A 26,730-nucleotide genomic window follows, 5' to 3' on the forward strand; every position below is an offset into this window, starting at 1 on the left:
GAAGGTTTTATAAAGATAAATTAGCGGAGTTTAGCCTAGAGATAGGCTAAATTTGCGCTAGAATTTTTTGGGTTATTTCGCGTGGATTTTGCGCCTTGTATATCGGGCGACCAACCACGATGAAGTCGCTCTTTGCACTCTTTGCGTCATCAAGACTTGCCACTCTGCTTTGATCATTTGTACTCTCGCCAAATGGACGAATCCCGGGCGTTAGCGTTAAAAACTCATCACTCGTCACATCTTTTATAAGCGCACTTTCAAACACAGAGCAGACCATACCATCAAGCCCAGCCCTATGTGCCGATAGGCTAAATTTTCTCACCGCATTTTCGACACTATCGTTATAAACTGCGCTAAACTCATCGGCTTTAAAGCTAGTAAGAGCTGAGACTGCTAGCACGAGTGGTCGCTTGGATAGGGCATTTAGCCTAGACATTACCTCACACATCGCGCGCTCGCCAGCACTTGCGTGAAGCGTGATCATATCGACATCAAGAGCCGCTATGACCTCTGCCGCGTCAGCCATAGTGTTTGGTATGTCGTGTAGCTTTAAATCAAGAAAAATTTTAAACCCGCCAAGACCTTTTAGCTCACTTAAAATTCCAGCCCCATCGCGCAAAAATGAGCGAAGCCCTACCTTTAGCCACACATCAAGCCCAGATAGCTCGCGCACCAGGACTAAATTCTCGTTACGGCTTGGCAGATCAAGCGCTACGCAAAGCTTCACTTGCTAGCCTTTATCGCACCTAAAACACCATTAATAAACCTAGGAGATGTATCACTTGTTAGCTCTTTTGCAAGCTCAACAGCTTCGTTGATGATGACTGCCGTATCTGCTTCTCCCAGCGTCATCTCATAGACACCAAGTCTTAGTATGTTACGCTCAACAACACCTACTTTTTCGATATCGCCATCTTTTAGATACTCTTTTAGTTTGCGATCTATCGCATCTTTTTTGGCTAAAATTTCATTAAATGCGCGAACCACATCCTCTCGGCGTTCATTGCGTATCTTTCTTTCATTTAAAAATTCCTCTAAAAATTCCTCACTAACACCGCTCATTTCATGTGAGTATAGCAGTGATACAACGGCTTGGCGTGCTTGATGTCTTGTTGCCATTTTATGCCTTTAAATTTCTATAAAGACTTAGCATTTCTATAACGCCAGTCATCGCTTCAAAACCCTTGTTTCCAGCCTTACTGCCCGCACGCTCGATAGCTTGCTCGATACTATCGACCGTTAGCACGCCAAATGTTACTGGAAGGCCATATTTTAGCGTTACATTTGCTATGCCTTTTGTGGTTTCTGCTGAAACGTAGTCAAAGTGTGGAGTTGATCCGCGAATCACCGCACCCACACAGCAAACCGCGTCAAATTTACCGCTCTCAAGTGCCTTTTGTAACGCCATTGGTATCTCAAACGCACCAGGTACTAAAATAAGGCTTAAGTTTTTCTCATCGCCACCGTGGCGTAAAAACGCGTCTCTTGCGCCCTCTACCAAACGATCTGTGATGATGTGGTTAAACCTAGCGTTTATGATCGCCACTTTTTCCTTACCCGTTAGGGCTAAATTTCCCTCAATTATGTTCATTTTTTATCCTTTTATTAAATTTTCTATATCCATAGTCTGTTTGACTACTTTGTCAAGCTCATCAAGCGTGAGCATATTTGGCCCATCACATAGTGCCTCGCAAGGATTTATGTGCGTTTCATAAAAAAATCCATCCACGCCAACACTTGCAGCAGCTCTTGCAAGATAAGGCACAAATCTAGCATCCCCGCCACTTTTTTCGCCTAAAGCTGATGGCATTTGCACGCTATGCGTTGCGTCAAAAATGACCGGGGCAAACTCACGCATAAGCACTAAATTTCGCATATCTACGACTAAATTTCCATACCCAAACGTACTTCCTCTCTCACATAGCCAAACGCCGTTTTGCCTAGCCGCTTCATAGCCCTCGCCACTTACGCCACGCGTTTCAAGCACTTTTTTTACGCTGTGTTTCATCGCCGATGCTGCTAAAAACTGCCCTTTTTTGATATTTACAACCGCTTTTGTCTTTGCAGCTGCTACAAGCAAGTCAGTCTGACGGCACAAAAACGCAGGGATTTGCACCACATCAGCCACCTCGCCCACGGGCGTGGCTTGATAGCTTTCGTGAATGTCAGTAACTATCTTAAAGCCAAATTTTTCCTTCACACGGGCTAAAATTTCACAGCCTTTTTCTAACCCAGGGCCGCGAAATGAGCTAATGCTCGTGCGATTTGCCTTATCAAAACTGCTTTTAAAATAAAAATCTATTCTGCTATCTTCATTAAATTTCACTAACCGCTCAGCGACTGCCATCACAAGCTCTTCACTCTCTATCGCGCACGGTCCTGCTATTAGTATCATTATTTTTCCCTTACTACAATTATTCCACTTAAAATAACTAACATTATACCAAAAAATGCCGCTAAATTTGGCAAACTATCGCCCAATAAAACTCCAATTATTATCGTAAAAACGACATCCAGATAGCTTACAGTTGCTACTATGCCAGCCTTTTTTGCCACAGCATAAGACTTGGTAAGATAAATTTGAAAATAATACCCGGCAATGCCCATACAAGCTATCAAAATCCAGGATTTAAGGCTCGGAGCTATAAATTTTGAAAGCAAAAAATCAAGTGGCTCATACTGTACAAACTCAGCCATTATCATAAACAAAACAGGCAGTGCCGACCCCCACGCCATAAAGCTAAGCACGATGGTTTTTGCATCATAACTTCGGTTTAGCTCCCTTACGCTTGTGTAAGCAAGTGCTGCACCTACACCGCTCCAAATGCCTATGATGTCAGTTTTGCTGATACCTAAATTTGGCTGTATGATAAATAAAATTCCAACAAATCCAAGACATATCGCGCCCCATCCTTTTCGGCTTAAAGCCTCTTTAAACACAAGTGCTGAGATTATAGCTGTAAAAATAGGGCTAGTTTTTGAAAAAGTAAAAGCTGCACCAAGGCTTATGTGAGCGATATTATAAAAAAAGGCAAAAAGCGCCATAGTCCCAATAAACCCACGAAACATTAGCAGCCAAAATTTCCCACCCTTGTTATGTGGCTTGTGTTTTGCAAGTAGGTAAAGAACTAAAAAAAGTCCAATCAAATTTCTAAAAAACACCACCTCAATACTTGGCATATAGGCACTTAAAACCTTCGCAAATGCCCCAGTTGTCGCAAATAAAATCGAAGCGATAACCATATAGTAAATACCCAAGTGGCGTAAAATAAATCGTCGAAGTTGCAAATTTAACCTTTGTTTTAAAGGGTAATTTTACTAAAAAAAGTCTTAATAAAAGTGAAATTTGAAAAAGCGGGGCAGGGCGCCCCACATTTTATAGTGTTATAGTGTGTGTAAAGTTACCATGCAAGTTACAGCGAGCGATGGCTTTTAGTGTTTTTACATCTTTTAGATTAACTCTTGCACTTAAGAAGCCACGAGAAATTTCAGGCTCAAGTGAAGCTTTGCTGATAAGCTTGTCATCTGCAAAAAGCTCGATCTCATAGATCCAGTGCTTTGCTTCGCTTGGGTGGATAATCTCTTTTTGTCCGACTGTCACTTCAACAAGAGTAAAGCCCTTTGCGTCAGCATCTTTTACCATTATGTCAGGTAGGTGCTTTGCTTCAAATTCTGTTAAATTTTGTGGGTCTTTTGGTGTTATGTCGTTTTTGTTTGTAATGAGCTTCTCATCATACGCACTAACTGAACTAACCGCTACACCAGCAGCAACTATAGCTTTTAACGCATCTCTTCTTTTCATGTTATTCTCCTTTGTGAAAAGTTCGGTATTATTATATTCTAACTTTTTTGATAACTGGCTGAATAAATTTTTGTTTTTGAAAATTTATAAAATTTTGATCCTTTATAAATAAAATAAGCCTTTTAAATGTATAATACGCATAATAACATAAGGAAAAAATGTGCAAAAAGTTATATTAGTTGGAAAACCAAATGTGGGGAAAAGCTCGCTTTTTAACCGCTTGGCTCGTCAGCGTATCGCCATCACAAGCGACATAGCAGGAACTACTCGTGACACAAATAAAGCCGTTGTAAATTTGGACGGACGAGAGTTTTTGCTTATTGATAGTGGCGGGCTTGATGATAGTAGTGAACTTTTTCGTAATGTCAAGGCTAAGACATTAAATGAAGTTAAAAACTCAGACATCATCATCTATATGGTTGATGGCAAGATGTTGCCAGATGATGAGGATAGAGCGCTGTTTTACAAGCTTTTGAAGCTTAAAAAGCCAACCGCTCTTGTTATAAATAAAGTTGATAGCAAAAAAGATGAGCAGCGAGCGTGGGAATTTGCTCAGTTTGGTGCAAAAGTCGTGTTTTCAATCTCTGTAAGTCATGCTACAGGGGTTGATGAGCTGACGCAGTGGATTGAAAAATTTTTACAAGCTCCTAAGATCGTAGCCGATGAGAGTGAGGATTTTGATGAGTTTTTGCAGGAATTTAACGATGAGGGTGAGCTAGATCTTGACAAAAAAGAGATAGATTACGAAAATAAAAATATAAAAGTTGGTATCATCGGACGAGTAAATGTCGGAAAATCAAGCCTTTTAAATGCTCTTGTAAAAGACGCTAGAGCCGTCGTGAGCGATATAGCTGGCACCACGATAGACCCAGTAAATGAAATTTACGAACACGAAGGACGCGTGTATGAGTTTGTCGATACCGCGGGCATTCGCCGTCGTGGCAAGATAGAAGGTATCGAGCGATACGCACTAAATCGGACTGAGAAAATTTTAGAAAATACAGATGTTGCATTGCTTGTGCTTGATAGTTCTGAGCCACTAAACGAGCTTGATGAGCGTATCGGCGGGCTTGCGAGTAAATTTGAGCTGGCTACGATAATCGTGCTAAATAAGTGGGATAAAAGTGAGTGGGAGTTTGACAAGCTAGTTTTTGAGATAAGGGATAGGTTTAAATTCCTAGCTTATGCACCAGTTATAAGTGTGAGCGCACTTGGTGGTAAAAGGGTGCATAAAATTTATAGTCTTATTAATGAAGTCTATGCAAATTTTACTCAAAAGCTACAAACTTCAAAACTAAATGATGTCATTGGCGAAGCGACTAAAATCCACCCGATACCGCGTGACAAGGGCAAGAGCGTTAAAATTTACTACGCCGTGCAGTTTGGCTTTGCACCACCTAAAATCGCCCTTGTGATGAATAAACCAAAGTGCTTGCATTTTAGCTACAAGCGCTACTTAAATAACAAACTTCGCGAAGCATTTAAGCTAGATGGAAGCCCTGTGGTGCTAATCCCTCGCGGGCGAAATTCACAACAGGAGAGCGAAAATGAAGAGTAGCCACAATATCGTACTTATAGGATTTATGGGTGCTGGCAAGGGTAGCGTAGCGCGTGAGCTAGCGCAAAATTTGGATAGGTTTAATGTTGATACTGATGATATGATAGAAAGCTCGCTAAATATGAAGATTAGGGAAATTTTCAGTGAGTTTGGTGAGACGCATTTTAGGGCATTGGAGAAGAATTTGGCCAAATTTTTAGCTAAAAATTTAAAAAATGCTATCATTTCAACTGGCGGTGGCTTTGCGATGGTTAAGGGGTTAAATAAGATCGGTAAAGTCATATATTTAAAGGCGAGCTTTGACTGCATTATAGAGCGCATGAGAAACAGCGAAAATGCTGAGAAAAAATTTGCCAAAAGGCCACTTTTAAACGACTTAGACAAGGCTAGAGAGCTACATAAAAGTCGTGAAAAAATTTATGAAAAAAAGGCCGACATCATCATAAATGTCGAAAATAAAACGATAAAACAAATCGCAAAAGAGATCAAAAAAATATTAAACAAGGAAAAAGATTGAGAGTATTAACAGGGCTTCAGCCAAGCGGGAAATTGCACTTAGGAAACTATTTTGCTTCGATTAAACAGATGGTGGATGCACAAAATGATAGCGAGATGTTTATCTTTATCGCAAACTACCACGCGATGACCTCGGTGAGCGAGGCGAAAATTTTACGCCAAAATACGCTTGAAGCAGCAGCTGCGTTTTTAGCACTAGGAATTGATCCCGAAAAATCGACATTTTGGGTGCAAAGCGATGTCAAAGAGGTGCTTGAGCTTTACTGGGTGCTAAGCCAATACACCCCGATGGGACTACTTGAGCGCGCCCACAGCTACAAGGATAAAACCGCAAAAGGCATAAATGCAAATCACGGGCTTTTTAGCTATCCAGTGCTGATGGCGGCTGATATTTTGCTATTTGGCGCTGATGTTGTGCCTGTCGGCAAGGATCAGATCCAGCACGTTGAGATCGCTCGCGACATTGCGATAAAGTTTAACAACGAGCATGGAGAAATTTTAAACCTACCATCTCACAAGGTCGCTGAAAATGTCGCTACAGTACCCGGAACTGATGGTGCAAAAATGAGTAAAAGCTATGGCAATACGATAGAAATTTTTAGCGATGCAAAGAGCTTAAAAAAGCAAATCTCATCTATCGTAACTGATGCGACACCGCTTGAAGAGCCAAAACAGTGGCAAAACTGCAACGTCTATAACATCGCAAAGCTGTTTTTGGATGAGAGCGGACAAAGGGCGTTGCAAGAGCGATACGAGCGAGGCGGCGAGGGGCATGGACATTTTAAAATGTATCTAAACGAGCTTGTTTGGGAGCATTTTAAGGACGCAAGAGAGAAATTTGAATACTACTGCAATAATCCAAAAGAGGTCGAGCAAATTTTAAGCCAAGGAGCCAAGAAAGCCCAAAAAATCGCCATGCCTATAATTCAAAATGTAAGAACTGCAACTGGGATATACTAAAAAGGAGTAAGGATGATAAACTTAAAACTACTTGAAAGCAATTATGATGAATTTGTCGCAAAACTGCGTGGCAAGAAGATAAATGAAGAAATTTTAGCAAATTTACTAGACACTTTTAACACCTTAAAAAAGGAGCGCCAGGAGCTTGAAACCTTGCAATCAGTGCAAAATGCAAAAAGCAAGGAGCTTGGAATTTTAGCTAGAAGTGGCGGTGATGTAAGCGCGCTAAAAGATGAGCTAAGTGCGAACAAAGAACTTGTAGCAAAGGCTAGCGAGGTGGTGCGAAAGCTAGAAACTAAGCTTGATAACATCGCTTCAAATGTGCCAAATATCACCGATGATGATGTTCCGTTTGGGGCTGATGAAGATGATAATGTCTGCCTTAAAACCGTGCTAGAGCCAGCAAAATTTGACTTTACGCCAAAGGAGCATTTTGAGCTTGGTGAGGCGCTTGGATGGCTTGACTTTGAGCGAGGGGCGAAAATTTCAGGATCGAGATTTACGATTTTACGAGGAGATGGTGCAAGGCTTAGCAGAGCACTTGTGAATTACATGATCGACTTTAACAGTGCGCGTGGCTTTGAGCTTGTGAATGTGCCATTTTTAGTTAGCTCAAACACTCTCTATGGCACTGGACAGCTACCAAAATTTGAAGAGGATCTTTACAAGGTGCGAGATGAAGATCTATATCTCATACCAACAAGCGAAGTGCCAGTAACAAACATCTATAATAACGAGATAATCCCAGCCGAAAACCTACCTATCAAGATGACTTGCTACTCTGCGTGCTTTCGCCAAGAAGCAGGATCTGCAGGACGTGACACGCGCGGTATGATACGCCAGCACCAGTTTGAAAAGGTCGAGCTTGTAAGTATAACAAAGCCAGAGCAAAGCGAGCAAGTTTTAGACGAGATGATAGCGTGCGCGAGCGACTTACTCACATCGCTTGGCTTACCGCACCGCCATATGCTACTTTGTAGTGGCGATCTTGGATTTAGTGCGGCAAAGACGGTCGATCTTGAAGTTTGGCTACCAGGACAGGGCAAATACCGCGAGATAAGCTCTATCTCAAACACGAGAGATTTTCAAGCAAGACGGGCTAAAATTCGCTTCAAAGAGGATAAAAAAAATGCCTTAGTGCATACTCTAAATGGCTCAAGTCTAGCTGTTGGAAGAACCCTTATCGCTATTATGGAAAACTACCAGCAAAAAGATGGCTCTATAGCAATCCCAGAAGTGCTTAAAAGGTATATGTAGTGGCTGAAAATAACGAAGAAGAGGTCTTAGTTCTTCGTCCTCCTGGTGAGGCGCTAGATGATGATGGTGCAAAGTCTGAAGAGATAGTATCGTTAGATGAGCTTACTGCACAACAAGAAGAGCAACCTGAAGATCAGGTCGTTATCGAGCCACCCAAAAAGGGACTTGATAAGAAAAAAATTATGATTTTTGGCGGCATAGGCTTGCTTGTGCTTTTGATTATCGTCATTTTACTTGTGGTTTTACTAAAAAAAGATAAGTCAAAAGATGGCGTTGGTGAGCTTATACAGCGCATTGAAGAGCGTCCAAAAACACAAGACTTTGGAGCTTCAAAGATAGATGATATGATAAATAAGGCAAATTTGCTTTATGAAAAGGGCGATAAATTTGAAGCACTAAAAATTTATGAAAGTATCGCAGCTTATAATCAAGCTCTTTCAAACTACAATCTTGGCGTATCTCAGATGAAGCAAGAAAATTTCAAAGATGCTGTAGGCTCGTTTGCCAAAGCAATAGCTAATCGCGAAAATACAAGTGTTAGCGCTATAAATGCCGCTGTTTGCTCGCTAGAGCTAGGCGATGAACAGCAGTTTGACTACTACATAGACCTTGCGCACTCATTTTTGCAAAACGAGACATCATCCCCGCTTTATCACTACTATTACGCGCTTATTCACTACTATAAAGGCAACTATATAGAGGCTTTGCATGCTTTAGAGCACCCTAGTAGTGAGTATTACAAAGATAGATATGACTATCTTGCAGCAAAAATTTTAACCGCTCTTGGTAGAAATGAAGATGCGATAAAGCGTCTTGAAAAGCAAGATAGCCTAAACTCAAATATCACTCTAGCACAGCTTTATGCAAATGAGGCGAAATTTGACAAGGCTAGGGATTATCTGGCAAAGGCTGTTAAAAACACAACTCAGCCAGATCTTATCAAGATGACAGCAGCGATAATAGACCTAAAAACCGGCTTTTACGCTGATGCTGCAAATTTTATAGGAGAGGTTAAGGATGTAAATGCAAGCCTGCCAAGCTCGATTTATAAGATAAAAGCCAGACTAAGCCCAGAGCTTTTTGATGTAAATATGGCACAAGCACACTTTAAAGATGATATGTTTTTTAATAAAACTCGCCGATACGAGACGCTGTTTTATTTTGCGCCTTATAAGGTTTTTGACGCTAAACAGACTATGAATCAGATACGAAAGGGTGGAGTGAGTCTCTTTTTAGATGATACAAATGGAGCGAGCGGATATTTACAAAACAGCCTAAATGTCTCAGAAGTAAATTCAAAACTTTCAAGTGCTATAGCAAAAGCCCTAAATTACGAGCTAAAAGCAGCAAATGCTGAGTTTAGTATCTTGGCTCAAACCTACCCAGAGCACTCTATACTTCAGTATAATCTAGCTCTTACTTATGCCCAGCTTGGAAACTTTAGTCTTGCCGCAAAGCACTTTTTAACAAGCTATCATCTGGATCAAAACAACTACTTAGCAGGCATCTTTCATATCATCTCAACCGATGTAACTAACTCGCTAAATCCAAAATTTATAGAAGCCATAAGTGAAAATTTAGAGTCTCAAAATAATATCCCGAATGAAAATTTGTATGCCGCGCTTTTAGCTTTAGTAAATTCAAACCAAGCTTCGATGATACGATATTTAGAGGAGCAAAAAGAGGACACTACGCTAAATTTAGCTTTTGATATTATCATTGCTAAGATAGCTGGATTTGATGATATAATGCAGCAAAAAACGGCAAAGCTCACTCAAATTTTACCAAAAGATATGGTTGCTCATATTTTAAATTTTATCGCAAACAACAAAGATAATGGCGACATAAAGTCCTATGCACAGGCTATACAGCTATATTTTAAGGGTAGAGAGCTTGATGAGAGCGCGTTTTATCATGGGGTTAGTATTATTAAAAAGCAATACATAAACTTACTGCAAATTTCAGGCTTGCTTTTTTATGAGCGCGATAAGATAAAAGAGCGATTAAAAAGTGCTCCTATGAATGCAAATTTGCTCACAACGCTTGCTTATTTACAAATTTTTACTAACGAATTTGATGAGAGTTTTAAAATTTATAATAGACTGATTGATGAATTTAAGCAAGATGACGCGGCAACTTTATTTCTAGCTTCGGTCGCGGCAACTGGTGCAAATAGCCCAAATAACGCTATTGCACTATTAGAACTTACAAATTTAACCGATCCAAGCGCGATAGAAAACCGTGTAGCACTTGGCTTTTTATATCAGCAGATAAACAACTTAGATGCTGCTATCATACAGTATAAAAAGGTCGGTAACACAAGCCATAAGAACGAATTTTATGATTTTGAGATTATAAATGAGCCTAGATGATGTTTCTAGGCTCATATGTTTTAGCTTGCTAGGCTTTGTGCTTTGGCGATAAAGTCATCATTTACGATAAAATTTGTATCATAGATGTATGTTTGCTCGCTCTTTTTTATCTTTATGACAAGGCGTTTGGTGTTTTGTTCATTGCTTTCTTTTTGACTTAGTAAATAAAGTTGTGTGATGATGTCACGACTAAGTGTTTCAAGGTTTAAAACAAGCTCTAAGACCGTATATTCACTAATAGCTTTTTTGGCTACTTCTTGCTGTTTTTTCTCAAATTTTGAGTAGTTTCTTTGTTTTATCTCTTTTGCTTTAAAGTCAGCGCCTGCTGCCTCTTCAAGGCTCATAAATGAACGCAGGCTAATGTTTGAAAACTGATCATCTCGGCGTAAATTTACGATAAAAGCATAAGGAAGTTCGCGTTTTGCACTATCTTTAAAGATTTCTTCAACTCCGTCTAGTTCGTTTGAAAAGACCGCTATCTCGATATTGCCATGAAAGTCAAGCAAATTTATAGTCCCCATCTTTTTGCCGCTTTTTGTAATGCGAGTACTAAAATCCTCTATCTTACCAACAACCATGATTTCAGAGCTTTGAGCAAGATTTTCAAACTCTGAACTTTGTGTGTAGTTTATCTTTGAAATTTGCTCTTTATAATCATCAAGTGGATGCCCAGAAAGATAGATACCAACGCTCTCTTGCTCAAATTTTAGTATCTCTTTTTTGCTAAACTCAGCAGTGGTTGGTATCAGATTTACCTTTACATCGCTCATGTTTTCATCTTCGCCAAATAGGCTTTCCTTTGCATTTTTGCGAAGCGTGGATGCGTTTTTGCAAGCCTCTAAGATATTTTCTATGTTGTTTATCAGGCTCATTCTAGTAAGTTCAAAAACATCAAAGGCGCCTGATTTTATAAGGCTTTCAACCACTTTTTTGTTTACTTTAAATGGATCAACTCTTGATACAAAGTCATCTAAATTTTTAAATGCTCCAGCTGTTTCTCGTTCGCTTCTTATGTTCTCTATCGCAGCGCCACCAACTCCTTTTATAGCTCCAAATCCAAAGACTATCTTGGCTTTGTTATCTATATTAACAACGCTAAATTCTTTTGCTGAGTGATTTATATGAGGGGCTAAAACATCTATTTTAAGGCGCTTGCTTTCATCTATGTAGCGTACGATTTTATCGGTGTTATTTTCTTCGCTAGTTAAAAGAGCTGCCATAAACTCAGCCGGATAGTAAGCTTTTAAAAAAGCTGTTTGAAATGTCACATATGCGTATGCGGCGGAGTGAGATTTGTTAAAGCCATATCCTGCAAATTTTAAGATAAGGTCAAAAAGATCGCCCGCCTTTTGTGCATTAAAGCCCATTTTTACTGAACCTTGGACAAATAAATCCTTTTGTTGTTTAAGCAACTCAGGGTCTTTTTTACCCATGGCACGGCGCACAAGATCCGCACCACCAAGGCTAAAACCGCCTATCTTTTGCACTATCTGCATGACTTGCTCTTGATACACTATGACGCCGTAAGTTGGACTAAGGATGGGCTCAAGCTCCGCAAATGCGTATGTTATCGGCGCTCGTCCATGTTTTCTGGCGACAAAGTCATCAAGCATACCGCTCTCCATAGGTCCTGGGCGATAAAGTGCTAACATCGCGACAATATCTTCAAAACAGTCTGGCTTTAGGCTAGTTCCTAGCTTTCGCATGCCTTCACTTTCTATCTGAAATATACCGATAGCATCGCCACTTTGTATCATCTTATATACTCCAGTATCGTTTTTATCGATATTTTCCCAGACTATTTCTTTTCCTGTGCGAGCTTTGATAAGCTTTATAGCATTATCGATAACAGTTAGTGTTTTTAGCCCCAAAAAGTCAAATTTTATCAGATCAACATCTTCAAGATATTTTAAACTATACTGTGTTACATAGTGATCTTCTGGGCTGTTTGGCTGGCGAAATAGAGGTGTTTTATACCATAACTCTTCATTTGAGATAACCACTCCAGCTGCGTGCTGACCAGCATTACGGTTAAGTCCTTCAAGATCAAGCGCAAATTTCCAAACTCTAGCAGCATTTGAGTCGCGTGATATAAGTTCGTTTATCTTTGGCTCTTTTTCAAAAGCATCTTTTAGCGTTATGCCAAGCTCATCTGGTATTAGTTTTGCCATAGCATCGGCCTCAGCATAAGGCATGCCACAAACCCTTGCAACATCTCTTATAACACCTTTTGCTAGCAATTTACCAAAGGTTATAACACCCGCGACATTAAATTTTCCATATTTTTCGGTAACATAGTCGATTATCTCGCCTCGTCTAGTCTGGCAAAAATCAACATCAATATCTGGCATGCTTACGCGCTCTGGATTTAGAAATCTCTCAAAAAGTAGGTTATAAGGTATGGGATCTAAGTCTGTTATTCTAAGCGAGTAGGCAACAAGAGAGCCAGCTGCAGAGCCTCTGCCCGGACCCACTGGTACGCCGCGTTTTTTAGCTTCATTGATAAAGTCCCAAACGATTATCATATAGCCTGGGAAATTCATCTTATTTATGATCTTTATCTCGGTTTCAAGGCGTTTTTTGTACTCATCGTGATGTTGTTCAGGGACAAATTTTAGTCGCTCTTCAAGACCTTTTTTGCATTCAAATTCAAAAAATGCAGCATCGTTTTTAAAGCTGTATCGATTATTTGGCTCGGGAAGCTCAAGTCCACGCTCTTTTGCGTATTCGATAGTAAATTTAAAATTTGGTGGAGTAGGGTTGCCAAGCTTGAGCGTTAGATTGCACTTATTTGCAATCTCTTGAGTATTTTCTATAGCTTCTGGTATATCTAAAAACAGCTTGTTCATCTGCTCTTTTGTCTTGACATAAAACTCATGAACGCTGTGCTTAAGCCTGTTTGGGTCATCAAGGTTGTTGTTCATCGCGATACACATAAAAACTTCGTGTGCATCGGCTCTCTCTTTAAAAGTATAGTGCGTATCGTTTGTTGCGATGACTTTAATGCCAGTCTCTTTTGCTATGCGAAGTATATCATCATCTATATTTCGCTGATCTCCTATGCCGTGACGCATGATCTCAAGATAGAAGTCATCGCCAAAAATTTCTTTATACTCAAGCGCAACTTCAAGTGCTTTTGCATAGCCACCAGCGCCTTCTTTTTTCACTTTTTGCTTTGTTTTTCTATCAAATCTGGTCAAATTTAGATGCCAGCTCACTTCGCCTTGTAAGCATGCAGCCGTGCAAACTATGCCTTCACTATGCTCTTTTAGTAGTTTTTTGTTTATGCGAGGATAGTAGTAAAAGCCGTCGATATAGCTTTGTGAGCTTAAAAACATTAAATTTTTATAGCCAACCTCATTTTTGGCAAGAAGTATAAGGTGAAAGCGTTGTTTTGTGCTTTTATCGCCTATCTCGTCGCCGTTATGGATATATGCTTCGATACCAATGATGGGCTTTATACCCTCTTTTTTCATCGTTTGATAAAAGTCAATAGCTCCAAACATATTTCCATGATCAGTTATCGCAACACTTTTTACATCTTGAGCTTTTAGCGTTTTTGCAAGCTCTTTTATTTTGTTTGCACCATCTAGCAAAGAGTACTCTGTGTGTAGATGCAGATGTGTAAATTCGCTCATTTTATTCCTTTTTTAATGACAAAATTTTAGCAAATTTTCTCTTTTAAGGTGCTTTATTTTTTATGCTAGCTTTTTCTTGCCTTTAAAAATGAGCCTATTTCGCTTACTAAAACTCCAAGCAAGATAAAGCCAGCACCCAAAATTTGATAGCCGCTTAGATGTTCTGCTCCGACAAAATACCCCATAACTCCAGCCGTAACTGGCTCAAGGGTAAAAAATATCGCTGTTTTTACAGGGGTTGTAAATTTTTGCATTAAAGCTTGTGCAAAAAATGCAAATGCCGTACCTAAAACACCAACTATAAGCATACAAATGATAAAGTTTTTATCTATATTTGGCACAAAATTTTCCCCATCAAAAAAGCCTATGGCAACCGCGCAAAGAAAAACTAGTGTTAAAATTTCAAAATATACCATGTTTACGAGATTGCAGTTTTGTACGAAGCGATTTGTAAGCACGATGTGAAAAGAGTAGGCCGTCGCACACACAAGTGCAAGCACTTCGCCAAGCCCAAAGCCTACTTGCGTGTTACCGATAAGATAAAGACCGATGATGGCAAGCACGATCCCGATATAGGCGTAGGAGTAAATTTTATGCTTAAAAAGCGCACTTGCTATAAATGGCACGAGAGCTACATTAAGTCCTATGATAAAGGCTACTGAAGAGCTTGCGGCGTGCCTAAATGCAAATGTTTGGCTTACAAAACCAACAAATAAAAATAGCCCTAAAATAACGCCAAATTTAATATCATCTACGCTTGCGGTTTTTAGTGTTTTTAAAAATATTACTCCAGCTATCAGTGCTGCTAGTAAAAAACGCCAAAAAAGTACCGAAAATACTCCATTTGTAGCTATCGCCCACGATGTTGGTAGGTAGCCAAGCCCAAAGGCGATGGCAACAAATATCATGCCTATGTCTGCTCTATTTTCACTTATTTTCATTTTTTTTGCCTTATATTTATTAAAAGGCGGTATTATATAAATTTTTTCTGATTTTAGACTAAAGTGCGTGAAATGCGCATTACAAAAGATTAAAATTTATCACAAATTCGTTTAGTAGGTTTTCCAAACTGCTGGCACAGGTTTGTTTTAGGCCAAGACTTTTTGCTGCAAGTAGATAGTAGGGTTGTGGCTTTTGGCATAAATTTATAGCTGGTGCGCCGTGACTTTTTGAGAGCTTTTTGCTATTTTGACTAATTAACTCATGGTGTATGAAATTCGCATTTACAAAGGCTAAATTTAGCCTTTTTGCTATATAAAGCTGTGCATTAGAGCACTCTTTTAGATCGGCACCACGAACGAGTAAATTTACACCTAAAAGCTCATCATCAACGACACTGGCAAAATTATATGAAGGTGTGTTGTCTTTTTTCCAAAGTATAAGATCGCCCATCTGGCTTGCCACCACTGCGCCAAGCTCGCTTGTCTCATCTATGCAAATTCTAATAGCTGTTTTATCTTTTGCAAAGTTTAAATTTTTGTCTTTGCAAATTTTTGTGTATATGCCGTTTTTATAGGCATTTGTGGTGTTTCTTGAGCACTGGCAAGCGTAGGTTTCATGGTTTAGTTTTAGGCTTTTTAGCGCTATTTTGTAGCTTTGCATACGATGAGTAAAGCTAAATTTTTGCCAAAATTCACTCACACTCTTTGCTCCAAAGTCATAGTTTATCCCTAAAAACTCGAGCGTATCAAAGATATTTTGTATATACTCATCTTTACATCTTTGTGCGTCATAATCATCAATACGAAGGTGTAAAGTGCCATTTTGTGCTTTTGTGTATAGATAAGTTAGTATGAAATTTAGGGCATTTCCAGTGTGCAAGTAGCCACTTGGGGTAGGAGCTATCCTTGAAATAACTTTGGAGTTTTGTTTTATCATAAAAAGCCTAAAATACAAAAAAGAAAAAGGAGAAATTTCTCAGATAAGCCTTTAGAAGTTATCAAAAACTTATCTCAAAAAAAAAGCAAAGCCGTCCTAAGACGGCAGGGAATTAGTCTCTTGGGCGAGCCTCATTTACTCTTAGAGCGCGACCGCCAACATCTTGACCATTTAACGCATCTATGGCTTTTTGAGCCGCTGCGTCATCGTCCATCTCAACAAAACCAAAGCCTTTTGAGCGGTTTGTTTCACGATCCATAACAATCTTAGCGCGTTTTACCTCACCAAATGGCACAAACGCCTCCCTAAGTTCTGCGTCTGTCATGCGATATGACAAATTCCCAACATAAATATTCACAAGAAATCCTTAAAAAATTTTCCGAAAAATCGGTTGCCTTAATGATAGCTAAATTTTCGTAAAAAAAAGCAAAATTTTAGATAAATTCTTAAATTTTTTAAAAATTGCCCAGATTTAGCGCTTTTGTCAGTTTAAATTTTTAAGATATTTATTGAAAAATTTTGAAAAAATATGCATAACTGAAGTGGCTAGCCGTTTTGTTAAAGATACAAAACGGCTTGTGTGGTTAAATTATTTTGTAAGTAGGTCAAGTGCCTCTTGATATTTTGCGGCTGTTTTTGCAATGATTTCATCTGGGATTTTTGGTGCTGGAGCTTGCTTGTTCCATCCACTAGCCTCAAGCCAGTCGCGGATAAATTGCTTATCAAATGATGGAGGATTGACTCCTACTTCATATGTGCTAACAGACCAAAAACGACTAGAGTCAGGCGTTAAAACCTCATCCATTAGTGTTAGTGTGCCATTTTCATCAAGACCAAACTCAAATTTTGTATCACAGATAATTATATCACGACTTAGTGCGTACTGCGCGGCTTCTTTATATAGCTCAAGAGATACTTCACGCACTTTTGCTGCCATATCAGCGCCTATAAGCTTCTCGCACTGTGCATAAGTGATATTTTCATCATGCTCTCCGACCTCTGCCTTACTTGATGGCGTAAATATCGGCTCAGGCAGTTTGCTAGCTTCAACAAGTCCATCTTCTAACTTAATGCCACAGACCATACCAGTTTTTTTATAATCTTTTAATCCACTGCCAGTTAGGTAACCACGCACGATAGACTCGATTTTTAGTGGTGTTAGGCGTTTTACGACTACAGCTCTATCTTTTATGGCGTCTGCTTGCTCTTTTGGCAACACATCATATACGCTTTCACCAGTGAAGTGGTTTGGCATTATATGTGATAGTTTTTTAAACCAAAAATTTGAAATTTGCGTTAAGATCTCGCCCTTTTTTGGGATCGGATCATCAAGGATAACATCAAATGCTGACAAGCGATCGCTTGCTACCATTAACATACGCTTTTCATCGATCTCGTAAAGATCTCGAACCTTTCCTGAATAAATTTTTTTAAGAGCAAATTGCATCGTTTTATCCCCTTTTTGCGTGATTTTGTAGGCTGATTATAGCATTTATTTGCTTAGTTTTTAAAAAGTAAGTCACTTTTTAGACTCTTAAACTTCTCATCACCACAAAGCTCTTTTACTAAAAATAGAGCAAATTCCATAGCCGTAGCTGGCCCGCAAGATGTGATAATGTTGGCTTCTTTTATGACATTTGTCTCAGCTGTATAGCTTGTATTTTCGCATTTTATGTTGCTTTCAAAGCCAGGATAGCAAGTAAATTTTGTCTTTAAAACTCCTGCTTCTGCTAAGACCATAGGTGCGGCACAGATAGCTGCTATCATCTTATTAGCTTTATCAAATTCTCTTAAAATTTCAAGTAATTTTTTGTTTTTAGCTAGATTAAAAGCACCAGGAAGCCCACCAGGAAGGATGATAGCATCAAATTCGTTTGGCTTAAACTGGCTAAAACTTAACTCACTTTTAACATAAATATCATGTGCCCCGCGCACTAGTTCGCTATCATCAAGCGATACGCAAACTATGGAAATTTCGGCTCTACGCAAAATATCAACGACACTTAAAGCCTCGATCTCTTCAAAACCATCAGCTAAAAATAGCGCAACTTTTTTCATCATCGCTCCTTTTGTAGATTTGTTCTAGTATTATAGAATTATTTATTAAATTTTGGATAAAATATACCTGCTATAAAAGCAGAAAGGATGCAAGATGCAAGTAAAAATCACTTACTGCAACTCTTGAAACTATCGTCCTGTAGCTTCTCGGGTAGAAGATGAACTTGTTAAAAATTTCGATGGTGTCAAGGTTGAGAAGGTCATTGGTGACGGCGGAAATTTCATCGTTGAGGTTGATGGAGAGGTTGTCTTCTCTAAAAAAGATCTTATAGGAACCAGTGAGCCTCGTTTCCCACATGGCGACGAGATAACTCGCCTTATTAAGGCAAAAGTCGCTTAATAAGCTTATTTTGGGGCATTTGCCCCAAATTTAAACTCTATCTTTAAAAACTCATCTTTTAACTTCTCGTGTCTTAGTTTTAGCTCTTTTATCTCTTTTAGTTTTTGCTTGCAAATATCGTGGTATTGGTCTTGTAGCTCGGCTAAAGCCCTGTTTAAAAAAGAGCTTTGAGAGAGCATCTCATTTTCAAACTCATACAAATTTAATGATGTCAAAACTCGCTCATAAGTCTCATTTGCACTCGGGATAAAAAGAGCAAAATGCAAAGGGTCTTTTTCATGCGAGATACGCGCATTTTCTATCTTATCCTTGAAAAAATAGACGGTTATTTTTATCGCATTTTCATAATTTGCGACGACTTTTAGATTCAACTTTTCAAAAAACATTGATAGTTTTTGGATTTTGGCTATCTTTGCAAGCTCAAACTCACGCAAATATAGCTCATAAACTTGCCCAGACTGCGTTCTAAGTGTCGCAAATTCTATATCTGAGTATATGCTAGCACTTTTTCTGATATTTTCAAACTCAGACTTATACACCATAAATTCATACGAAAGCTTATCGTATAGCTCATCTATTTTTTTCTTTAACTCTGCTTCAAGCAATGCGATTTCACGCTTATAGCTTCGTAAAAATTTAGTAAATTTCACATCATTATAGATCAGTTTTGAGAAAATTTCATCACTATCAAGAGTTAAAACTTCATATGTAAGAGGGGTTATTTTTTTGGAGTTTAGTAGAGTTTTTTGGCTTTGAAACCGTGTCATGGTTTTTGGTTTTAGACTTGATAGAATTTCGTCTGAAACCTCTTTTGCAACCTCTTTTATCTCTTTAAAAGCAAGCTCTACCTTTGGCAAAAACTCACCCTTTATGTTTTGAAGGTTTGCTTTTAAGTTTTCATCAAATTTATTTAAAATTTGTGCTGCTTTGTCATGTATGTTTGCTATCTCGTCGTGCTGGCTAGCACAAAGCGTGGTTAGCTCTTGACATTTTTTAAGGATAAAATTTTGCTTTAGTTCATCATTTTGAAAATTTATCTTTATTTGTTTTAAAACTTCATTGAAATTTGAGTGCTCTAAAAGTGCTTGATCGTTTGATAAGATGGCGCTTATAGCTTGCTTTGCTGAAAGTGGGATAATGGCGCTAAAGCTGTTGTTGTAAGTTGTTTTTGCGTGTGATAAAGCACGATTGATCTCGGTCTTGTTGAGTTTATCCATCTGATTTAGCACGCAAATTGCGCTTTTATCCTTTAAAAGTCTTAGCTCATCTAACTCGCTTGCCCTTGCGGCATTATCGATAAGGCTTAGCCAAATGACCGCACAAACATTATTTAAAATACCTTTTGTAGCTTCTGTATCATCTTTTGAAAGCGAGTTTAATCCAGGAGTGTCTATAAAATTTACATGCTTTAAAATCTCGCTTGGTGCATAGATACAAAGCTCGTTTATATCCGCGTTAAATACACGCTGATCGACAAAATTTGCTATCTCACTTATATCATTTAGCGTTTGGCTTCCGTTTTTATAGTGAACTCTTAAAATAGGCTGCGTGCCATATCTTATGTGCGTTATTTTTGCTGTAACTGGTGTTGCGCCAGTTGGCAAAATTTCTGCTCCAAGAAGGGCGTTTATAAAAGTTGATTTTCCACTTGAAAACTGTCCTATGATGGCTATACTCACTTGATCTTGTATAAAAGCATCAAGGCGCTTTAACTCACTTTTAAGCTCAGAACTGGGGTGAAATTTAGGCTCTAAAAGAGCGTTTTCAAAGCGCTTAAATTGACCATAAAAGTCATTAGAAAATAGCTTAAAATACTCTCTTTTATAAGCATCTACAAAGTCTTTAAGCATCTTTTAACTCCTTTAAAATTTCGCTAAATTTTACCTTTTTTGCATTTAGCTCATCGCTTAATTGTAAAATTTTATTATTTTGTCTAGCAAGTAAGCTTGAGTACTCATTTAGTTCATGAAGCTTTTGCCTTTGTCTGGCAAGCTCTTCGTCTAGTTTTGCGGTTAAATTTGCTCTAAATTTCTCTTTTTCAAAATTTGCTAGATTTGATACAAAATGACTTAGCTTTTCATCTTCTAAAAATTCACTTAATGCCGCATTTAGTGCACTTTCAAGCTCATTTGTGTTTATGGTTTTTGCTATTTTTTCAAACAACTTTGCGTAATTAAGCTTGATGTTTTGTGATGTCATATATTCGCCTATGTTAAAAATGACGCTTTGGTTTTGTAAATTTAGTTCGGTAAAATTTAACATCAGAGTTTGAGTGCATGAGTTTATGAGAGCTAGTATCTCGTTGCGTTTTTGACGAGCAAGAGCTAAAATGCCATCATTTAGAGCAGTTTGTAGTATGTAGTTTGCTCTTTTTATATCCATCTTGCCACTTTTTTTAGCATAGGCAACTTCATTTAAAAGTCTATCTTTAGTATTTGTACCAAGCTGTGTTAAAGCAGTCTTAAAACTAGCGTCAAGTGCGTTAATGTCAAGCTTTGCAAGCTCTGTTTTTGCTAGTTCATCTATTTTTTTACTATGGGTTTCAAGCTGGTTTAAAAGTTTACTTGAACGCAGAATTTTCTCTTTTACTTCGTTACTTGAACTAAGCAAGATGAGCAGTTTTTCCTCGATCTTAGCTAGCTCAAATGCACAAATTTGGCTTAATTCGTTTTGATATACTTTTATCGCCAGGCTTGCTTTTTGGTTATCTTCTCCAAAAAATGTCTCATATAAAAATGCTTTAAATTCTTGCACGCCACTATTATTTTTACCTTCTTCAAATCTTTTTGAGCTCACAACAAAGATGTTTAAACTCTTTGAAATTTCCTCAAGATTAGCTTCTTTTAGTGCATTATGAATACTTTTTAAAGTATAATTTGCCACTTCGCTTAGCTCTTTTTCTGCAAGCATATCAGAGTGGGTTAGGACTATGCAAAGGTGAGCGATGTGAGAATTTTTGATAGAGTGCAATAAAAATTCGATATCCTTTTTGCTTGCGCTTTGGCTTGCATTCATAAGATGTACCATCATATCACACTCGCTCATATATTCACGCACGAGCTGCTCTCTTAAAAATACAGCATCATCAATGCCGGGCGTATCAACGATACAGATGTTATCTCGCACAAGATCAAGATCTTCGTATAAGGTTACGCATTTTACAAGCTCGCTTAGATCATTTTTGGCTGAAGTATAGTTTTTTAACTCGTTGGTATCAATGCAAATTTCAGCTTGTTTGTGGCTAATTTTTGGGATTATACCAAGCTCATTTAGCTCGCTCTCGCTCCAAAAACTGACTTTAGCAAATGGCTTATGTGAGTGCGTTAGAATGGTTAAATTTACAGTTTCTGGAACATTTGAAGTGCCTAGTATCTTTTTGCCCAAAAGAGCATTTAGTAGGCTTGATTTACCAGCGTTTATGACCCCAGTAACCACGACTGTAAATTTTAACTCATCTATCTTTTGCTTTTGCTCTTTTAGCCTTTCTTGGCAATGACTCGCACTGTTTAGCAGCTGTTCATAAAGGACATTTAGTCTCTCTTTTTTATCGTGAAAAAAGTCTGTATTTTTTGTATCTTGCGTGCTGGTTTTTTCGTTTTGGTCTGAAATTTGCATTATAAGCTCTTTTAGATATAAAAAATCCTCACTCTTTAAAATAAGCTCTTTTTCTAAAATTTCAAGCGATTTTATAATTTTTGTTGTAGAAATTTTGCCTTGCTTTAAATAGTTTAAAGACGATATTTGTGCACTTTGCACACTAAAAGTATCAGCCCTTAGTTTAAGCATTTGTAAAATTTGCCTAAATTCTTTTAGTGTTATAAATCTATCAAAATTTTCTTCATTTGTTGCTAATACAACAGCTAAAAGCTCTTCATCAAAACTTAAAGACTTATTTTTGTCTAAAACCAACCTTGAATGCTGCCAAAACCTATCTAAAAACTCACGCATTTCTCACTCTTAACTTTAATTTAGCTTCGATTTTACAGCATTTTGGCTTAAAAAGTACACATAAAACGGAAATATTATTAAATTATCAAAAATTATGTAAAAAATCAAAAATCATGTGATATAATGCAATTTACAAAAAATTATAAGATTAACTTTTATATCTTAGAAATTTTTAATATTTTTCTCAAAGGAGTTTTAATGAAACTAGGTAAACTTAGTTTGGTTGCTGCTTTTGCTCTCGGGGGTTTGAGTACAGTAAATGCGGCAGATACACTTGCAGAGGCTTTTACAAATGGCAAACTTGCTGGAACAGTTCAAGCACATTATACTGACTATACGGATGAAAGACCACAAGGTCACCCTGGCTTTCCAAATGAAAATATCTTTGGACTTGGCATAGAACTTGGCTATGTAACCGATCCGCTTTATGGATTTAGATTGGGCTTAAGCGGACAAGGCTGGGGCAGTATAAGTCCTAGCAATGAGGTAAAAACTTGGTCAAATAAAGAGTGGTATGCAAACGGCTTTGTTTTGAGCGAGGCTTATCTTGGCTATACTCTAGGCAAGACTGATATAAAAGCTGGTCGTCAGTATGTAGGCAGTCCAGTTGTCGCTGGAAATCCAACAAGGGCTTTTAAAGAGGCATTTGAGGGTGTTAGTGTGAAAAATACTGATATAGCAAATACTGAACTCTTTGCTGGTTGGTTTTATAAATTTCAAGGAAGAAGTAAAGTTGCAACTGGCTCAAACGATACTGGTGCACCGCTATTTAGAGATAGGGTGATACTTGGTGGTCTTGGACCGGTGGCATTTGAGTTTGATAACATCTTTACAGCAGCAGTTACAAACAAGTCTATCGAAGGACTAAAGCTTACAGCTGCTTATGGCTTGGTAACAGATGTTGATCCGACAAAGGGTATGCTACGAGCAAAGGCTTTTGCTAATCATGGAAAAAGCGATGTAAATTTAATCTTTGCGGAAGCTAGCTATACTGTGCCTGTATCAAATTTCAAGCTCGGATTTGATGTAAATTATAAGGGCTCAAGAGTTGATGGCTGGATGGATAAGGCAAATTTAGATGGCGATATGTTAGGTCTTCGCGTAAGACTTGCAGATCTTTATGGATTTAGTGCATCTTATGCCTATACAAGAATGGGTAATGACGACTTAGTTTTTGGTGCAGGAAATGGGGCAGCATCTTATACTATGCTACCTATTTTTGGACCGTATCAATGGACCGGATATGCTAAGATGGATACGCATAAAATTCAACTTGGCTATGACTTTGGTGCTGTTGGCGTAAAAGGTCTTAACGCTGGAGTTCATCTAGTTAAAGGCGAGCAAGGCACTCAAAGTAAAACTACCTACAACACAATATCAGCGGGAGACCATATGGATGTTAAAGGATACTCTTTAACACTTGGGTATAATGCAAGTGAATTTGTTAAAGGTTTAAGCACAAATGTAACTTACACATCTTTAACAAGAGAGAAATTTGATGCAGCAGGTGCAAAGACTGAGCAAGACACTGAAGAGCTATGGATAAAAGTAGCTTATAAGTTTAACCTACTTAACTAATACAAATTCCTAGAGAGACTACGGTCTCTCTGCTTATAAAAACTCAAATTTATTATCTAAAATAGTCTTTAAGTTAGGTAAAAAGAGGTAAAAAAGGAAGGCGAACCTCCCTTTTTAGGCTATTTTTGTGCAGCCATTTTTCTACGCATATATGCTATGCGACTTTGAAGTGGTAGGTGCTTAGGACAGTTATCCTCACAAGCTAGCAAGCTCATACAACCAAACACACCATCATCATCGCCTATAAGCTCGTAAAAGTCCTCATCTGTTCTCTTATCAAGTGCATCTATCTTAAACCTAGCTACACGGTTAAGTCCGACAGCACCTATAAAGTCAGGTCTCATTATCGCTGTTCCACATGCTGCTACGCAAATTCCACACTCAATGCAGCGATCAAGCTCAAAGACCTCTTGTGCCACTTCTGGCTCAACTTTTTCTTCAAGTTTTGCTATCTCAGGCTCATGATCTGTGTGTATCCAGCTTTCTACACGCTTACTCATGGCATTCATCCAGTTTCCAGTATCAACACTTAAATCTTTAAGTAGTTTAAATACAGGAAGTGGCATAAGTTCGATAACACCACTATCATAATCCTTCGTAAGCGTTCTACACGCTAACTTTGGCGTACCATTTACTAGCATACCACAGCTACCACAAATCCCTGCACGACAAACAAAGTCAAAGCTCAGATCTGGATCAAATTTCTCTCTTATCATGTTTAATGCGATAAAAAGCGACATCCCCGGTGTTTCTTCAAGCTCATAAGTGGCAAAATGTGGCTTTGAAATTTTACTGAGCGGATTGTATTTAAACGCTCTAATTGTTATTTTTCTACTCATATCCTATACCTGCTCTTTCGTTTGGTGCTTTGTATTTTTCTTGAAGCTCGTAAGGCATAAGGGCATTTTGGATCTCATATCTGCCTTTACCCTCGGCTTCCATTTTTGCACGAATTTCATCAACTTGTGCTTGGCGAACAGCACTATCTGGGTGCTCTATGATATTGCCTTTTGCACCATATCCACGAAATGCTGGTGGAATTTCCATCTTCATTATATCAAGTGGCTCATAGGTGATAGTAGGCATAGTATCGCCATCTTTCCAGCTTGTAAGCGTTCTGTTTAGCCAGTTTAAATCATCGCGTTTTGTATAATCCTCGCGGTAGTGTGCCCCGCGGCTTTCTGTCCTATCAAGCGCACCTTTTGCGATACAAAGTGCTAGTTTTAGCATTTTTGGCACACGATATGCCTCTTCAAGCTCTGGATTGCCAAATAGTGTTTTGTTTGTGATTTTAACATCAAGCGAGTGTTTATATAGCTCTTCAAGCTCTCTAACAGCGGTTGCCAGACCTTCGCCAGTTCTAAATATCGCAACATGCTCCCACATAATATCTTTCATCTTATTTTTTATCTCAAAGACATTAAATTTGCCATCTTTATTTACTAGCTCGCTCATATAATCAAGCTCTTTATCGACAAATTTTTTGATACTATCAGTTTTTATCTCAACCTCGTGAGTAGCACAATACTCAGCAAAATAATCCCCCACAATCATACCCGCAACAACGGTTTCAGAAACAGAGTTTCCGCCAAGACGGTTAAATCCATGCATATCCCAGCACGCTGCTTCACCAGCACTGAAAAGTCCAGCAAGCGTTGGGCTTTCGCCGTTTGGTTTAGTTTTTATACCACCCATTGAATAGTGTTGCATAGGAAGTATCGGCGCCCAGCCTTTTGGACCTTCATCTGCTGGATCGATACCATTAAAAATTTGACAAATTTCTTGAACATCACGTAGGTTTTTTTCGATATGCTCTCTACCAAGGATCGAAATATCAAGCCAAACGTGCTCGCCATAAGGGCTTTTTACACCTTTGCCATTTCTTATATGCTCCATTATACGGCGACTTACGACATCGCGGCTTGCAAGCTCTTTTTTCTCAGGCTCATAATCAGGCATAAAGCGATAACCATCGACATCACGAAGTATCCCGCCATCTCCACGACATCCTTCTGTTAGTAAAATTCCGCTTGGAACGATAGGCGTTGGGTGAAACTGCACTGCTTCCATATTGCCAAGCTGAGCTATACCGGTTTCAAGTGCGATCGCTGCACCAATACCCTCGCAAACAACAGCATTTGTAGTATGTTTATACACCCTACCATATCCGCCAGTGGCTATTAGCGTTCCTTTTGATACATAGGCTGTTATCTCGCCATTTACTAAATCACGCACGATGGCACCATAACAGCGGTTGTTTTCATGAATAAGTGCAATAGCTTCTTTGCGGTCGTGAATTTCAACATTATGCTTTAACGCTTCGTTTGCCACAGCAAAAAGCATAGTGTGTCCAGTAGCGTCAGCTGTATAGCAAGTTCTCCATTTTTTAGTGCCACCAAAGTCACGCGAGTGGATAAGTCCATGCACCTCTTCTTTTTCAACAATAGTTGTTTTTTGTGCGTTTATGATAGCACTTCTCTCGCCTTTTGTTATACGCGTCCAAGGCACACCCCAAGCCGCAAGCTCGCGGATAGCTTTTGGTGCAGTTTGGCAAAACATCCTAGCAACTTCTTGATCGCAACCCCAGTCGCTACCTTTTACAGTATCTGCAAAATGCACATCTTCATTATCGCCCTCGCTCATCTTTGAGTTACCCAAAGAGGCTTGCATACCGCCTTGTGCGGCTGCTGAGTGGCTTCTTTTTACTGGTATCAGACTTAAAACGATAGTGCTTAGACCCTTTTCGCCAGCAGCAACTGCCGCCCTAAGCCCAGCAAGACCGCCTCCAATAACCAATGCATCACAATATTTTACATTCATCTTTT

General features: G+C 38.7%; 23 protein-coding genes. 7 read left to right on the top strand and 16 right to left on the bottom strand.

The genetic code is table 11. The annotated features are described in order from the left end of the window. Positions 1-46: 46 nt before the first annotated feature. The 6 genes from pyrF to LQV35_RS06250 all read right to left on the bottom strand — a co-directional run bounded on the left by pyrF (position 47) and on the right by LQV35_RS06250 (position 3,802). Positions 47-727: an orotidine-5'-phosphate decarboxylase gene (gene pyrF, locus LQV35_RS06225; RefSeq protein ID WP_230057014.1), complete on the bottom strand. Its 681-nt coding sequence runs from the start codon at positions 725-727 to the stop codon at positions 47-49. Beyond that, positions 724-1,119, bottom strand: coding sequence for a transcription antitermination factor NusB (gene nusB, locus LQV35_RS06230; RefSeq protein WP_230057015.1), 396 nt, complete (start codon positions 1,117-1,119; stop codon positions 724-726). The genes pyrF and nusB overlap by 4 nt, the downstream gene beginning before the upstream one ends. 1 nt (position 1,120) lies before the next feature. Then, positions 1,121-1,591 (bottom strand): 6,7-dimethyl-8-ribityllumazine synthase, encoded by a 471-nt coding sequence (gene ribH / locus LQV35_RS06235; RefSeq protein ID WP_230057016.1) that lies wholly within the window; start codon positions 1,589-1,591, stop codon positions 1,121-1,123. Positions 1,592-1,594: 3 nt separating this feature from the next. Continuing rightward, positions 1,595-2,395, bottom strand: coding sequence for a 3-deoxy-8-phosphooctulonate synthase (kdsA, locus tag LQV35_RS06240; protein WP_230057017.1), 801 nt, complete (start codon positions 2,393-2,395; stop codon positions 1,595-1,597). Next, positions 2,395-3,288, bottom strand: coding sequence for a DMT family transporter (locus LQV35_RS06245; protein WP_268250094.1), 894 nt, complete (start codon positions 3,286-3,288; stop codon positions 2,395-2,397). Before LQV35_RS06245 ends, kdsA begins: the two co-directional genes overlap by 1 nt. 88 nt (positions 3,289-3,376) lie before the next feature. After that, positions 3,377-3,802, bottom strand: a complete 426-nt coding sequence (locus LQV35_RS06250; RefSeq protein ID WP_230057018.1) for a desulfoferrodoxin family protein — start codon at positions 3,800-3,802, stop codon at positions 3,377-3,379. Between the two features lie 160 nt (positions 3,803-3,962). Here LQV35_RS06250 and der point away from each other — a divergent pair, with 160 nt between their 5' ends. The 5 genes from der to LQV35_RS06275 are packed head-to-tail and all read left to right on the top strand — an operon-like array spanning position 3,963 to position 10,465. After that, positions 3,963-5,360 (top strand): ribosome biogenesis GTPase Der, encoded by a 1,398-nt coding sequence (gene der / locus LQV35_RS06255; RefSeq protein WP_230057019.1) that lies wholly within the window; start codon positions 3,963-3,965, stop codon positions 5,358-5,360. Continuing rightward, positions 5,350-5,877 (top strand): shikimate kinase, encoded by a 528-nt coding sequence (locus LQV35_RS06260; RefSeq protein WP_230057020.1) that lies wholly within the window; start codon positions 5,350-5,352, stop codon positions 5,875-5,877. Before der ends, LQV35_RS06260 begins: the two co-directional genes overlap by 11 nt. Then, positions 5,874-6,836: a tryptophan--tRNA ligase gene (gene trpS / locus LQV35_RS06265; protein ID WP_230057021.1), complete on the top strand. Its 963-nt coding sequence runs from the start codon at positions 5,874-5,876 to the stop codon at positions 6,834-6,836. The genes LQV35_RS06260 and trpS overlap by 4 nt, the downstream gene beginning before the upstream one ends. Before the next feature lie 12 nt (positions 6,837-6,848). Then, positions 6,849-8,093, top strand: coding sequence for a serine--tRNA ligase (gene serS, locus LQV35_RS06270; RefSeq protein WP_230057022.1), 1,245 nt, complete (start codon positions 6,849-6,851; stop codon positions 8,091-8,093). Continuing rightward, entirely contained in the window at positions 8,093-10,465 is a 2,373-nt protein-coding gene (locus LQV35_RS06275; protein ID WP_230057023.1) for a tetratricopeptide repeat protein, read from the top strand. Before serS ends, LQV35_RS06275 begins: the two co-directional genes overlap by 1 nt. A 20-nt stretch (positions 10,466-10,485) precedes the next feature. Here LQV35_RS06275 and dnaE read toward each other — a convergent pair whose 3' ends face one another. From dnaE to LQV35_RS06305, 6 genes are all read right to left on the bottom strand, one after another. After that, positions 10,486-14,103, bottom strand: coding sequence for a DNA polymerase III subunit alpha (gene dnaE / locus LQV35_RS06280; protein ID WP_230057024.1), 3,618 nt, complete (start codon positions 14,101-14,103; stop codon positions 10,486-10,488). A gap of 65 nt (positions 14,104-14,168) precedes the next feature. Further along, on the bottom strand, positions 14,169-15,044 hold the full coding sequence (locus LQV35_RS06285) for a DMT family transporter (RefSeq protein ID WP_230057025.1): 876 nt from the start codon (positions 15,042-15,044) through the stop codon (positions 14,169-14,171). Positions 15,045-15,123: 79 nt separating this feature from the next. Beyond that, on the bottom strand, positions 15,124-15,981 hold the full coding sequence (locus tag LQV35_RS06290) for a glutamate--tRNA ligase family protein (protein ID WP_230057026.1): 858 nt from the start codon (positions 15,979-15,981) through the stop codon (positions 15,124-15,126). A gap of 112 nt (positions 15,982-16,093) precedes the next feature. After that, a complete protein-coding gene (locus tag LQV35_RS06295; protein ID WP_230057027.1) occupies positions 16,094-16,339 on the bottom strand; it encodes an RNA recognition motif domain-containing protein in 246 nt (81 codons plus the stop codon). Between the two features lie 231 nt (positions 16,340-16,570). Further along, on the bottom strand, positions 16,571-17,428 hold the full coding sequence (locus LQV35_RS06300) for a phosphoribosylaminoimidazolesuccinocarboxamide synthase (protein WP_230057028.1): 858 nt from the start codon (positions 17,426-17,428) through the stop codon (positions 16,571-16,573). 53 nt (positions 17,429-17,481) lie between these two features. Beyond that, positions 17,482-18,039, bottom strand: coding sequence for a DJ-1 family glyoxalase III (locus LQV35_RS06305; RefSeq protein WP_230057029.1), 558 nt, complete (start codon positions 18,037-18,039; stop codon positions 17,482-17,484). Positions 18,040-18,133: 94 nt separating this feature from the next. On the opposite strand from LQV35_RS06305, the gene LQV35_RS09100 reads away from it, so the two are divergent. Next, on the top strand, positions 18,134-18,379 hold the full coding sequence (locus tag LQV35_RS09100; RefSeq protein ID WP_268250095.1) for a SelT/SelW/SelH family (seleno)protein: 246 nt from the start codon (positions 18,134-18,136) through the stop codon (positions 18,377-18,379). 5 nt (positions 18,380-18,384) lie between these two features. Here the strand turns inward: LQV35_RS09100 and LQV35_RS06310 are convergent, their stop codons facing one another. Both LQV35_RS06310 and LQV35_RS06315 read right to left on the bottom strand, forming a co-directional pair. Continuing rightward, positions 18,385-20,229, bottom strand: a complete 1,845-nt coding sequence (locus tag LQV35_RS06310) for a dynamin family protein (RefSeq protein WP_230057030.1) — start codon at positions 20,227-20,229, stop codon at positions 18,385-18,387. Continuing rightward, positions 20,222-22,327, bottom strand: coding sequence for a dynamin family protein (locus tag LQV35_RS06315; RefSeq protein ID WP_230057031.1), 2,106 nt, complete (start codon positions 22,325-22,327; stop codon positions 20,222-20,224). The genes LQV35_RS06310 and LQV35_RS06315 overlap by 8 nt, the downstream gene beginning before the upstream one ends. Before the next feature lie 198 nt (positions 22,328-22,525). On the opposite strand from LQV35_RS06315, the gene LQV35_RS06320 reads away from it, so the two are divergent. Next, entirely contained in the window at positions 22,526-23,905 is a 1,380-nt protein-coding gene (locus tag LQV35_RS06320) for an OprD family outer membrane porin (RefSeq protein ID WP_230057032.1), read from the top strand. A 119-nt stretch (positions 23,906-24,024) separates the two neighbouring features. On the opposite strand, the gene LQV35_RS06325 is transcribed toward LQV35_RS06320, so the two are convergent. Both LQV35_RS06325 and LQV35_RS06330 read right to left on the bottom strand, forming a co-directional pair. Then, positions 24,025-24,744: a fumarate reductase iron-sulfur subunit gene (locus LQV35_RS06325; protein WP_230057033.1), complete on the bottom strand. Its 720-nt coding sequence runs from the start codon at positions 24,742-24,744 to the stop codon at positions 24,025-24,027. After that, a complete protein-coding gene (locus LQV35_RS06330; RefSeq protein ID WP_230057034.1) occupies positions 24,737-26,725 on the bottom strand; it encodes a fumarate reductase flavoprotein subunit in 1,989 nt (662 codons plus the stop codon). The genes LQV35_RS06325 and LQV35_RS06330 overlap by 8 nt, the downstream gene beginning before the upstream one ends. Positions 26,726-26,730 lie beyond the last annotated feature (5 nt).

Origin of the sequence: Campylobacter suis, from assembly GCF_905120475.1 — a bacterium.
Lineage (GTDB): Bacteria > Campylobacterota > Campylobacteria > Campylobacterales > Campylobacteraceae > Campylobacter_A > Campylobacter_A suis.